General features: G+C 64.4%; 10 protein-coding genes and 1 other RNA gene. 2 read left to right on the top strand and 9 right to left on the bottom strand.

Annotated elements, in window-relative coordinates:
• Positions 1-25 precede the first annotated feature (25 nt).
• The 4 genes from rnpB to AB7D48_RS11040 all read right to left on the bottom strand — a co-directional run bounded on the left by rnpB (position 26) and on the right by AB7D48_RS11040 (position 2,544).
• Positions 26-414, bottom strand: an RNA gene (gene rnpB / locus AB7D48_RS11055) — RNase P RNA component class A.
• Between the two features lie 13 nt (positions 415-427).
• On the bottom strand, positions 428-1,102 hold the full coding sequence (locus tag AB7D48_RS11050) for an N-acetylmuramoyl-L-alanine amidase (RefSeq protein WP_427978918.1): 675 nt from the start codon (positions 1,100-1,102) through the stop codon (positions 428-430).
• 8 nt (positions 1,103-1,110) lie between these two features.
• Positions 1,111-1,743, bottom strand: a complete 633-nt coding sequence (locus AB7D48_RS11045; RefSeq protein WP_427978915.1) for a LysE family translocator — start codon at positions 1,741-1,743, stop codon at positions 1,111-1,113.
• A gap of 12 nt (positions 1,744-1,755) precedes the next feature.
• Positions 1,756-2,544: a TerB family tellurite resistance protein gene (locus tag AB7D48_RS11040; protein WP_427978913.1), complete on the bottom strand. Its 789-nt coding sequence runs from the start codon at positions 2,542-2,544 to the stop codon at positions 1,756-1,758.
• Positions 2,545-2,665: 121 nt separating this feature from the next.
• Here AB7D48_RS11040 and AB7D48_RS11035 point away from each other — a divergent pair, with 121 nt between their 5' ends.
• Positions 2,666-5,494, top strand: coding sequence for an AsmA family protein (locus AB7D48_RS11035; RefSeq protein ID WP_427978911.1), 2,829 nt, complete (start codon positions 2,666-2,668; stop codon positions 5,492-5,494).
• A 154-nt stretch (positions 5,495-5,648) separates the two neighbouring features.
• Here the strand turns inward: AB7D48_RS11035 and AB7D48_RS11030 are convergent, their stop codons facing one another.
• The 4 genes from AB7D48_RS11030 to cysS all read right to left on the bottom strand — a co-directional run bounded on the left by AB7D48_RS11030 (position 5,649) and on the right by cysS (position 9,361).
• Positions 5,649-6,698 (bottom strand): aldo/keto reductase, encoded by a 1,050-nt coding sequence (locus tag AB7D48_RS11030; protein ID WP_427978908.1) that lies wholly within the window; start codon positions 6,696-6,698, stop codon positions 5,649-5,651.
• 151 nt (positions 6,699-6,849) lie between these two features.
• Positions 6,850-7,059 carry a cold-shock protein gene (locus AB7D48_RS11025; protein ID WP_427978905.1) on the bottom strand — a complete coding sequence of 70 codons (210 nt, stop codon included), beginning with the start codon at positions 7,057-7,059 and terminating at the stop codon, positions 6,850-6,852.
• Positions 7,060-7,241: 182 nt separating this feature from the next.
• Positions 7,242-8,009: an RNA methyltransferase gene (locus tag AB7D48_RS11020; RefSeq protein WP_427978903.1), complete on the bottom strand. Its 768-nt coding sequence runs from the start codon at positions 8,007-8,009 to the stop codon at positions 7,242-7,244.
• A 2-nt stretch (positions 8,010-8,011) separates the two neighbouring features.
• Positions 8,012-9,361 carry a cysteine--tRNA ligase gene (gene cysS / locus AB7D48_RS11015; protein ID WP_427978900.1) on the bottom strand — a complete coding sequence of 450 codons (1,350 nt, stop codon included), beginning with the start codon at positions 9,359-9,361 and terminating at the stop codon, positions 8,012-8,014.
• Positions 9,362-9,440: 79 nt separating this feature from the next.
• Between cysS and AB7D48_RS11010 the strand changes: the two genes are divergently transcribed.
• Positions 9,441-10,817 (top strand): dipeptidase, encoded by a 1,377-nt coding sequence (locus tag AB7D48_RS11010; protein WP_427978897.1) that lies wholly within the window; start codon positions 9,441-9,443, stop codon positions 10,815-10,817.
• A 79-nt stretch (positions 10,818-10,896) separates the two neighbouring features.
• Here the strand turns inward: AB7D48_RS11010 and AB7D48_RS11005 are convergent, their stop codons facing one another.
• Entirely contained in the window at positions 10,897-11,268 is a 372-nt protein-coding gene (locus tag AB7D48_RS11005) for a YraN family protein (RefSeq protein ID WP_427978895.1), read from the bottom strand.
• Positions 11,269-11,539 lie beyond the last annotated feature (271 nt).

Here is an 11,539-nt window from a genome sequence, read left to right as displayed (position 1 = left end):
AAACCCGTTTGGGTTTTGAAACCAAGGATCCAGACGGCCTGTAAGCCGGGTTCTGTCCACACCCGCGAGCGGGCGCTGGACGGCCATTCATCTGGGACGGGTGTCACCACCCGCCTCTAGCAACCAACCCGGGCGGCAAGCCGGAATAAGCTTCGCGTCCCTGCCGCGAGGCAGGACGCCGGCCGCCCCTATTCGGTTTTGCTCCCGGTGGGGTTTTCCATGCCCTCTCCGTTACCGGCGAGGCGGTGCGCTCTTACCGCACCCTTTCACCCTTGCCGCGGCAAGCCGCGGCGGTTTGCTTTCTGTGGCACTATCCCTGGGGTCGCCCCCGCCGGCCGTTAGCCGGCACCGTATTTCCGTGGAGCCCGGACTTTCCTCCAGCGGTTACCCGCCAGCGGCCGTCCAGCCGTCTGGATCGGCGCGGTGCCTAAGGCCGATTGCCCGCCCCGTCAACCAGCCCCCGCAAGGCGGCGGCGCGGCGCACCGTGGGGGCATCCGCCAAGCCGCTGAGATGCGTTGGCAAAAAATGCCGCTGGAAGGCCAGGATGACATCTTTTTCAGCAAGCTCCATGTCGTACCCGATGGCGGCCAGATCCGCCCGCAAATCTCCCGGCGGGCCAAACCCTTCCGTCCAGATCCCCACGCCATGCGCCGCCAACCAGGGCCAGTCGAACAGCTCGCCCGGATCCTGCTTGCGGTTGGGCGCGATGTCCGAATGCGCCACCACGTTGCGTGCCTCTATGCCATGCCGGGCGAGAATGCCCTGGGAGAGCTCCAGCACCGCGCGCATCTGCGCCGGCGGAAACGGTCTGTAGCCCCATTCATGACCGGGATTGACGATCTCGATCCCGACCGAGGCATCATTGAGCATCCGCCGGCCACGCCAACAGGAAAGACCGGCATGCCAGGCGCGGCGCGTTTCCGCCACCAGGCGATAAACCGCGCCATCCTCGTCCACGACATAATGGGCGGAAACCTTGGAGCGGGGCGATGTTAGCAGGTCGATCGCCGAGCGGGCCGTCGGCATGCCGGTATAATGCATCACCAGCATGGAGACCGGGCCGTCCCGCTCATCGGCGTTTGGCGACGGCTCCCAGATCATGGGATCGTTCATGCGGCGGGGCGGCGCGCGAACAACAATCCAACCCCCAGGCAGATCATCATTCCACCGGCAAGCTGGCGGATCCGCGCCGCCATGGCGCCCTGGCCGGCGAGACACCGCTTCAGTCTGGCCGCCAGCAGGGCCATCATCGCGTCGGACAATGCATAAACGCACACCGCCACCGCGCCGAGCGCCAGGAATTGCAGCCCGACCCGACCCGCGCCGGGGTTGATGAATTGCGGCAGAAACGCGATGAAGAACGCCGCCGTTTTCGGGTTGAACAAGGCAACCGCCATCCCATCCCGCCAAGCGCGGCGCATGCCCGCCCGGCGCGGCGCCAGCGGCGTGGCCTCATCCGCCTTGGCCCGCAGGATCGTGCCAATACCGAGCCAGATCAGATACACCGCGCCCGCCAGTTTCAGCATCGTGAAGAGTTCCGCGCTGGCCATCACCAGGGCTGAAAGCCCCGCCGCGCCCAGCACCACCTGCAACAGGCCGCCCGTGCCCGTACCCAGGCTGGAGGCCAGCCCCTCACGCACGCCACCGGCCAGGCTGCGGCTGACCACATAGGTCATGCCCGGCCCCGGCAACAATGCGAGCATCACGGACGCCGCGAAAAACACCCCCAAATGCTGGAACACGCGCCCCTCCCCCTATAAACGCCGCTCGCGCTTGATGGCATCGTAAGCGGCGTTGATCCGCGCCACTTTTTCAGACGCCGCCTTGATCGCCGCGGCGGAGGCCCCCTTGGCCGCCATGCTGTCCGGGTGGCTTTCACGCATCAATTGCTTCCAGCGCGCCCTGATCTCCTCACTGCTCGCCTGAGGTGCCACGCCCAGCACGAGATACGGATCCTCCGCCGGCCGGGCTGGCGGCGGCACCCCCTGCCCGGCCCGCCTGGCCGCCACCTCCGGCAGCCCGAAACCGAAGGCAACGCGGGAGAGAAACGCCGCCTCCGCCGCATTCACCGGGCCATCGGCCCGGGCGATCTGGTACAGACCGGCCAGCACCTGCTCCAGGGCGGTCTTATCGTCGGAAAAAGCCTGGCCGAGCTGCGCGGCATAAGTCTCGAATCCCGCGGCGTTTTCCCGGGCACTGTCGAATAGCCGCGCCACCTCGGACATGCTTGCCTGCGGAATCGCGAAGCTGCGCTTGAAGGCGTCGATCTCGGCCCGGCTTACCGGCCCGTCGCATTTGCACAGCTTGGCCGCCAGCACCGTGACCCCGACGGCGAAAATCTGATCACGCCGTCCCAGCATCGAGGCCATCTTCAACGGGTCGAATGGCATCGCCCGCCCGGCAAAGCCGGAAACACCGGATTTGAAGGCGTTCAGCTTGCCTTCGTCCGCCGCATGACCCAACGCCGCCCCGAACAGGGCACCGACGGGACCACCCATGGCGAAACCCGCCATGCCTCCGATAAACTTGCCCCAATAGCTCATGATATCTGCCTAGCACAGCCGCGCCCTTGAACCCAACCACACAATGGGACATTCACCAGGGCAGCATGTAAGGCGGAAACATGAACAGGCGGTTCTGGACGGGTCGGGGCGGCGGCATATCTTGAGACGAAAACATCTCCTCTGGGCGGCGCCGCTGGCGCTCGTGCTCGCCGCCGCCGCATTGCTGCTGGCCTTGCCGGACTTCGTGGCCTCCCCCTCGCACCGCGCCGCGGTGGAAAGCTTCGCCTCCCGGCTCACCGGGCGGGATGTGCATATCAGCGGCCGGCTTTCACTTTCTTATCTGCCGCAGCCTGAGATCATCGCCTCGGGCATCACCATCACCGGCCCACACAAGGAAACCATCAAGGCCAAGGCCTTGTCCCTCAATCTGGCCTGGCCCTCCTTGCTGCGCGGGCAGCTTGAAGTGCGCACGCTCGACCTCGACACGCCGTCGATCTCCTATCCCTGGCCCTTGCCAGGGGGCATCGGCGCCGTCGCGCCCCCCCCCTGGCTGGCAGCCTTGCATGCCCATATCGAAAACGGCCTCATCCGGTTCGGCTCCGTGGATTTCACCGGTGTCAACGCCGACCTGTTCACCGGCCCGGGCGGCAGCGTCAGCGTGTCCGGCAACGGCAAGCTGGCGGCCAAACCCATATCGCTGAGCATCGCCGCCGGTGAAACCGCCGATGACGGGTCCGCGCCCATCTCCATCCAATCCACGTTCGAGGGCGGCAAGGCGAACCTCTCCGGCACGCTGGACACACGCAGCCGGCTGGACGGGCAACTCCAGTTTCAGCTTTCCGGCGGCATCGCGGGCACGGCGCAAATCAACGCCGACGCCAATGGTCTCAACGCCACCAAACTGGCCCTAACCCAGGGCAAGGCCAACCTGGGCGGCACGGCCAACCTCTCCTTCAGCCCCCTGGCCCTGCAAGCCGATCTGACCGGCCAGAACGTCGATTTCAGCAAATCCGGCGCGCTGCTGGCGATCTGGCCGCAGGATCTGAAAGCCAGCATCGCGCTGTCCGCCACGAACCCGATATTCGCGGGCAAGACATTGCCCGCCGTGCAGGCCAAGCTGGAAACCGGGAAAAAAGGCCTCGCCGTGCATGACCTGACGCTCGGCCTGCCCGGCGGCGCCAGCCTGGAAGGCGATTTCGCCCTGACGCCGGATGCCAACCTCTCCGGCCATCTCAGCCTGTCCGCGCCGGACCTCACGGCCCTCGCCACGGGGCTTGGCCTGCCAGCTGAAAGCGGCTGGTCCTCCGCGTCCCTGCAGGCCGATCTCGCGGGCACTCGCACGGCCCCGGTCTTCAAATCCCTCTCTGGTACGTTGGGGACGGATCATGTCGACGGGCTCGTGGCGCTTTCCGCCGGGCATGCCGCGTTCCGGCTCGGCTTCAACCATCTCGCCCTGGCCCCACTGGCGACTTGGCTCGGGCAGCGCCCCCTAGGCGGGGTTTTCACCGCATCGGGTGAGCTGACCGCCGCGCAGGCCGATGCCGGCCCCGTGAAGCTGAGCAATCTGTTCATCGACGCCGCCCTGGACGACACGCTCAACATTCGCCGCGCCACCGCCGATCTTTATGGCGGCATCGCGGGCGGCAGTGCCACGCTGGATAAAAATTTCACGGTCAGCTCCGCCCATGCCTTCCTGGACCTGCCCTCGGCCGAACCACTGGCCCCCCTGCTGCCCGCCAGCATCAAACCACCGCCCGAATTGTTGAAGGCGCATCTGAACCTGATGATGGCCGCCGCCGGACCGCCGGACGCGCTCGCCGCGAGCGCCGTGGCCAGATTGGGGGATTTCACCTTCACCACGGCGCCGGTTATCAACCTCGTGAAATCCAGCGCCAGCGGCGCGGTCTCCTTGCGCCATCCCAATGCCGTCGCGGCGCTTAAACTGCTCGGCTTCGGCGGCGGCTGCACCAGCATGGCGCCTCTGCCCGGCTATCCGTTTCAAAAAGTCAGCCTGCCTTGCATCGCCAGCGCGAACGATCCGGCTCTGGCCTTTCCCGGCCCGGGCGTGCTGGCGCTGCGCGCCCGCTTCACCTTGTCGGCGGATGAGAGCGGGCTGAACGATTTCGTGCTCAGCGCCGGGCTGCTGAACGCTTCTGGCCAAGTGCTGGAAAAACATGGCCGCCTGACCGGGCTGATCGATTCCGGCACGTTCGCCATGCCGCCCTTGCCCATGAATCTGCAAATGCCGTCCGTCCTGCCATTGTCCGGCAGCCTCACGCTCAAGGCGGCGCGGGTGCTCTATGCCGGGCTGCCCATCCTTGGAAAGAGCGAGGGAACGCTGACCTTCACCCCCAGCGAAGCCAGCTTGAAACTCACCAAGGCCAGCATCGGCCATGGCGCCATCTCCGGCAGTGCCAGCCTGCGGCTTTCCGCCAGCGCGCCGCCCGCCCTCACCGCCAAGCTGCTGGCGGAGGGGGTGGATGCCAGCGCCCTCACCCTGCCGCAGACTTTTCCCCTGACCCTTTCCACCGGCATGATCAGCGCCACCGCCAGCCTTCACGCCACGGGCTACACCGCCAAGGCCTGGGCCGCGACATTAGGCGGCAGCGCCACCATCACCGCCCGCGACGGAACATTGAACGGCATGGACCTGCCTGGGCTGACGGCGGCGCTGGGCTTGGCGAAGCGCCCGCCCCTGGCCAGGAAGCTCACCGATGGCACCACGCCATTTACGACACTGACCCTGGCAGGCCGCATCGCGCAGGGCAACTGCACGCTGAACCAGGCGCAACTGACCGCTCCGGCGGGGACTCTTGCCGCCAGCGGCGGGATCGATTTGTTCGATTCCACCCTGGCCCTGAAGCTCGATATACGCCCCGCCGTGAAGCCCCCTCTCGACCTGACCGTCAGGTTGATCGGGCCATGGGACCATCCCCGCCGCGACATCGACCTCAAACCCGTTTATGGCTGGACGCCCGCGGCGAAATGACCGGTGGCGTTCAGAATGACATCCGTTCAGCCGGCTTCTGACCGGACAGATCGCGCGCTAAACGGCAATCCAGGGCATTCCTCGTGAACCAATGCGAGGGGAAACGGCCCTGGCCCCTCGAATCTGAACTCCACCTGATTTCAGGGGCGGAATATCAGGAAGCTGGCGTAAAGGGCTCCGGCACGCGACGGCTCGACTGGCGAGCCAGCATCCAGCCCGGATATTCCGCCGGAAGCGCGCTCACCGCGTCTAGCCGGGCGATCTCCTCTGGCGAAAGCATCAATGCCGCCGCCGCCAGGTTATCATCGAGCTGCGCCGTGGTCTTGGCGCCGATGATCACACTGGTCACATGCGGTTTCGCCAACAGCCAGGCCAGGGCCACCCGCGCCACCGAAACGCCATGTGCCGCCCCCACCTCGCGCATCGCGGCGATGCAGGCATCCGCGCGCTCGATATTCACCGGCGGGAAATCGAAGGTCAGGCGCCGCGAATCATTCGCCCGCTCGCCCCCCGGCCCGTATTTGCCGGACAGATACCCGCCCGCCAGCGGCGACCAGACCAGCAGACCCAGCGTCTCTGCATTCATCAGAGGCACCAGCTCACGTTCCAGGTCACGCCCGGCGATGGAATAGTAAGCCTGCAACGCCTCGAACCGCGCATACCCCTTGGCCTCTGACAGCCCCAGCGCCTTGGCGATCTTCCAGGCCGCCCAGTTGGACACGCCGACATAGCGCACCAGCCCCTGGCTCACGAGATCGTCCAATGCGCGCAACGTCTCGTCGATGGGAGTGATCGTATCGTCGCCATGGATCTGATAGAGATCGATATGGTCGGTCTGCAACCGTTCCAGGCTCTCCTTCACCCCATCCATGATATGCCCGCGCGAGGCGCCGCGGTCGTTCGGCCCCGGCCCCACCTCGCCAAACACCTTGGTGGCGAGCACCACGTCCTTGCGTTTCACGCCGAGATTTTTGAGCGCCTGGCCGACCAGACGCTCGGATTGCCCCATGGAATAGACATCCGCCGTGTCGATGAAATTCACCCCGGCTTCCAGCGCCCGGGCGACGATCGCATCCACCTCGTCCTGACGGAGCTGGCCAATGGCCTTCCACCACCCGGCATCCGCATTGCCCCCGAATGTCATGGTGCCGAGACAGATCTCAGAGACATACAGGCCTGTCCGGCCAAATTGCTTATATTTCATGCCATTAATCTCCTGAACGGCGGAGATATGGGAAAGCCGAGCCCTTCGGGCAAGCGCGAAACCGCTTCATTCCGGTCTGACGTACCCGCCCGATAACGAAAAAGGCGGCCATGAGGCCGCCCTAGCAAGGCAGTAACCGCCTGAAGCTGGCTTATGCCGCTTCGAGGTTGTCGGCGGCGTTCTTGCCGCTGCGGCGGTCCTGCACCACTTCAAACTTCACCTTCTGGCCCTCGTTCAAGGTGCGCATCCCGGCACGCTCAACGGCGGAGATATGCACGAACACGTCCTGCCCGCCCTCTTCCGGGCTGATGAAGCCATAACCCTTGGTCGCGTTGAAAAATTTAACAGTTCCGATAGCCATGAGAGAATTCCTAATCATTCCAGTTCGCCCAACCGCAAAGACAATTCCCTGCAATGGAGCCATTCGATTTTTCCGTGGGACCGCGACTGCGCCGTAAACGCAACACTATTTCAGCAGCAAGATCGATTGCCCAGGCATAGTGCAGATTGGCGAGGGATGCAAATGACCAAGTGGCCGGGCGATTATCTTGGTCCACGCCGCAACTCCGTGATCACCCCATGCAGCGTGTTCAGCTCCTGACGTGTCACCTCACCGCGTTGGAAGAAATGCCGCAAATTACGCACCATGCCAGGGCGCTTCTGTTCATTGCGTAAAAAACCGCTCTCATCGCAGGCGCGGATGAGGTGCGCCATGAAATTATCCAGCTCGCCCTTCGTGGCGGGGAGGGTCTCGTTCACCTGCAATTCACGCGCCGGCTGTTCCGGGCCCCGGGCCAGCCACCATTCATACCCCATCACCATCACCGCCTGGGCGAGATTGAGAGACATGAAATCAGGATTGAGGTCGTAGCGGATCAGACTATCCGCCTGCGCGATGTCGTCATTATCCAGCCCCGTGCGCTCCGGGCCGAAGAGGATACCGGTTTTTAGCCCTCGCGCCCCCGCCGCGACAATTTCATTCGCCCCACCGCGCGCGGTGAGCACCGGCTTGATGATATGGCGCGGGCGCGGGCAGGTGGCGAAGACGCGGTGCAGATCCGCCACCGCTTCCGCCACCGTTTCAAAAACCCCGGCATTGTCCAAAATCCGGTGCGCGCCGGATCCGGTGATCCAGGCGCGGGGCAACGGCCAGCCATCGCGCGGGGCGACGAGGCGTAAATGGAACAGCCCGCCATTGCCCATGGCCCGCGCCACGGAACCGATATTCTCGGCCATTTGCGGGCGCACCAGAATCACCACTGGCGAGGGGTCCAGGGGCGTCAGCTCCGCCCCCCCATTGCGGCCGGTCACGTTCAGGCCTTCCGCAGCTTATAGGTGCCGCCGGGGCCATCCTCGATGATCACGCCATGTTCTTTCAGCAACAGGTCGCGGATGCGGTCCGATTCAGCGAAATCCTTGGCCTTGCGCGCGGCCATGCGCCCCTCGGCCAGGGTTTTCACCGCCTCGTCGATTCCCCCCGCGAACCATTCCTCCGGTGTCATGTTGAACAGCCCCAGAACTTGCCCCGCCGCGCGCATCTCCGCCGCGGCTTCGGCGTCGCCGGCGATGGCCTGGTCCGCCAGCGCATGCAGCCCGGCGATGGCACCGGGTGTATTGAGATCGTCCAGCAACGGGTCCATCACCTCTTCGGGCACCATTTTCGCCGCAACCGTTCCGGGATGCGCCTCCAGCGCCCGATAGAATCTGTCCAGCTCCTTGCGCGCCTCGATCAGCCCGGCATCGGAGAAATCCAGCGTCTGCCGGTAATGGGCGCGCATCAGCATGAACCGCACCGCCTCGCCCGGCGCCTTCTCAAGAACCTCGTGCAACACCAGAAAATTGCCGAGCGACTTGCTCATCTTCTCGCCATTCACCAGCAGCATGCGGTTATGCACCCATACATTGGCGTAATGCGAGCCAGGAAAGGCACAGCAGCTTTGGGCAAGCTCATTCTCATGATGCGGGAAAATCAGATCGTCCCCGCCGCCATGAATATCGAAATTCTCGCCCAGATGCTTATGGCTCATCGCCGAACATTCGATATGCCAACCCGGCCGCCCACGGCCCCAGGGGCTCTCCCAACCCGGCAGATCCGGGGTGGAGGGTTTCCAAAGCACGAAATCCCCGGCCTCGCGCTTGTAGGGGGCCACATCCACCCGCGCGCCGGCGATCAATTCGTCGGGCGTCCGGCCGGAAAATTTACCGTAATCGGGGTCGGAGGCAACGGAAAACAGCACATGCCCCTCCGCCGCGTAAGCGTGGCCGTTCAGGATCAATTTTTCGATGATGGCGATAATCTCGCCGATATGCGCGGTGGCGCGCGGCTCGATGTCGGGTGGCAACGTGTACAGCGCGCCCATATCCTCGTGATACCAGCGGATCGGCCCTTGCGTGACCTCCTCGATGGAAACCCCGCGCTCCTTGGCGCGGACATTGATCTTGTCATCCACGTCCGTGATGTTCCGTACATAGGTGACGTTCGGGTAAAGCCGCCGCAGCAGGCGGATCAGCACGTCGAAAATCACCACGTTACGGGCATTGCCGATATGGGCGCGGTCATACACGGTGGGGCCGCACAAATAGGCCCGCACATTGGCCGGATCGAGCGGAACGAAAGGCGCCTTGGCGCGGGTGCGGGTGTTGTACAGCGTCAAATGGGTCATGATGCGGCTCTTTTGGCCTGTTTTAACGTCAAATCAAGCCGCATTGATTTTTTCTGCGCCGGGGTTTCTGATACCTGCCATGGAAAAGATCCTGCACGCGGTGGATACCGCCCTGCCCGCCTCTCTGGAGCGACTCTTCGCCTTCCTGCGCATTCCCTCCATCAGCGCCCAGCCGGCCCATGCGGGAGATTGCCGTAAAGCCGCCGAATGGGCACGCGGCACGCTGGCCGAGATGGGGTTCACCGCCCGGCTTTCGGAAACCAAGGGGCACCCCGGTGTCATCGCGCAGAATTTTTCCGCTGGCGCCGATGCGCCGCATGTCTTGTTCTACGGCCATTACGATGTGCAGCCCGCCGACCCGCTGGAGCTATGGCACTCGGACCCGTTCGAACCGCAACTCGTCGAGGGGCCGCGCGGCAAGCGCATCGTCGCGCGCGGAGCGGTCGATGATAAGGGGCAGGTCGTCAGCTTCATGGAAGCCTGCCGCGCCCATCTGGCGGTGAACGGCAAACTGCCCGTGCGCCTGACCATCCTGCTGGAAGGCGAGGAGGAAAATGGCAGCCCCTCTCTCGCCGAATTGCTGACCAATGAGCGCGACACCCTGCAAGCCGATTTCGTGCTCGTGGCCGACACCAACATGTGGAATTTCGAAACCCCCGCCATCACCGCGAGCCTGCGCGGGCTGGCGGCCATCGACGTGCGGCTGCATGGCCCCTCGCGCGATCTGCATTCCGGCCTGTTCGGCGGCATCGCGCTCAACCCGATCTACGCGCTGGCGCATATTCTCGGCCAGATGAAGGACGAGCAGGGCCGCATCCAGATCCCCGGTTTTTATGACGGCATCGCGCCTGTCTCGCCGGAGCAGGAGAAGGCTTGGGCGGGTCTCGGTTTCAATGCCGACGCGTTCCTGGGCGATGTCGGCCTGCACCATCCAGCGGGCGAACAGGACCAAATCCCCCTCGCGCAGCTCTGGGCTCGGCCGACGGCGGAGCTGAATGGCATTTATGGCGGCTATCAGGGAGATGGCAGTAAAACCGTGATCCCCGCCCACGCCACGGCCAAGCTCACCTTCCGGCTAGTGGCGGGCCAGGATCCGGTGAAAATCCTGAATGCGTTCGAACGTTTCGTGACCGAGCGCCTGCCGCCCGACGCGCGCGCGGAATTTACCCGGGGCGGCGCCGCCCCCGGCTACGGGCTGGATTCCAGCGCACGATTCCTGAAAGCCGCCCAAGGGGCCCTGCAAGCCGAATTCGGCAAGGAAGCCGCCTTGATCGGTTCTGGCGCCTCGATCCCGGTTGTGGAGGCGTTCAAGAGCATATTGGGGTTGGACACGTTGCTGGCCGGATTTGGCCTGGACGACGACTGCATTCATTCGCCGAATGAGAAATTCGAGCTCTCCTGCTTTCATCGCGGCAGCAGGGCGCATGCCCGGCTGCTCAGCGCCTTCGCGGGGTGACCCGGCCTTCCAAAGCCGCCCGCCCCATGGCCAAGTAGACCACCAAATAACTGGATTGATAACCGGACCGATCTTTCCGTCAATTGATCCGGATGGCGTCCTCGATGAACTGGATGCCGCCATTTGCGACCAGGGCGGCATCGAAACGCATCTCCGGGCGCGCCCATGCCTGATGCTGAGCCAAGGCGACAGAGGCGGCTTGGATCAACCGGGCTTGCTGACGAGGCGAAAGCGCATAAGCGGCCTCCGAAAGACTATGCCTGGCCTTGACCTCAACGAAGACAAGACAGCGCGCATCCGCCGCCACGATGTCGATCTCGCCCGCTCCAGTTTTCAGCCTCGTCGCCAATATGTCGTACCCCCTGCTCCGCAGCAGGGTGGCAACTTCTTCCTCCGCCCGCCGCCCCAATATTTCCGCGATACGGCGCCGCGCCCGGCTGGGAGGAGACACCGGAACGGAAAGCGGAAGACAAGCCTCCGGGAGGCTCGCTTGGCGAAGGGGTTGTCGATGTATCGGCATCCCGGGATTTCACCAGAAAATAGTTAATTTTTTCCAAATTTCTTATGGCTGCCGCCATGTGCCACGCGGCTGGCCGGCATATTCCTCGGCCATGGCAATACCTAGTGCCAGCAATACCGGTCCCAGGAATATTCCCAACGCGCCAAATGCCAGCGCACCGCCCAGCACACCGACCAGCGTAACCGCATAAGGCAACGACGCG

The sequence above is a fragment of the Acidocella sp. genome (assembly GCF_050253495.1).
Lineage (GTDB): Bacteria > Pseudomonadota > Alphaproteobacteria > Acetobacterales > Acetobacteraceae > Acidocella.
Note: the sequence above shows the minus strand (reverse complement) of the source record. Positions and strands in the feature narration are given on the sequence as shown.

What these genes read in the sequence shown, in the direction of transcription:
- AB7D48_RS11050 (WP_427978918.1), bottom strand. Translation starts at nt 1,102, where the DNA reads ATGATCTGGGAGCCGTCGCCAAACGCCGATGAGCGGGACGGCCCGGTC.
- AB7D48_RS11040 (WP_427978913.1), bottom strand. Translation starts at nt 2,544, where the DNA reads ATGAGCTATTGGGGCAAGTTTATCGGAGGCATGGCGGGTTTCGCCATG.
- AB7D48_RS11030 (WP_427978908.1), bottom strand. Translation starts at nt 6,698, where the DNA reads ATGAAATATAAGCAATTTGGCCGGACAGGCCTGTATGTCTCTGAGATC.
- AB7D48_RS11025 (WP_427978905.1), bottom strand. Translation starts at nt 7,059, where the DNA reads ATGGCTATCGGAACTGTTAAATTTTTCAACGCGACCAAGGGTTATGGC.
- cysS (WP_427978900.1), bottom strand. Translation starts at nt 9,361, where the DNA reads ATGACCCATTTGACGCTGTACAACACCCGCACCCGCGCCAAGGCGCCT.
- AB7D48_RS11010 (WP_427978897.1), top strand. Translation starts at nt 9,441, where the DNA reads ATGGAAAAGATCCTGCACGCGGTGGATACCGCCCTGCCCGCCTCTCTG.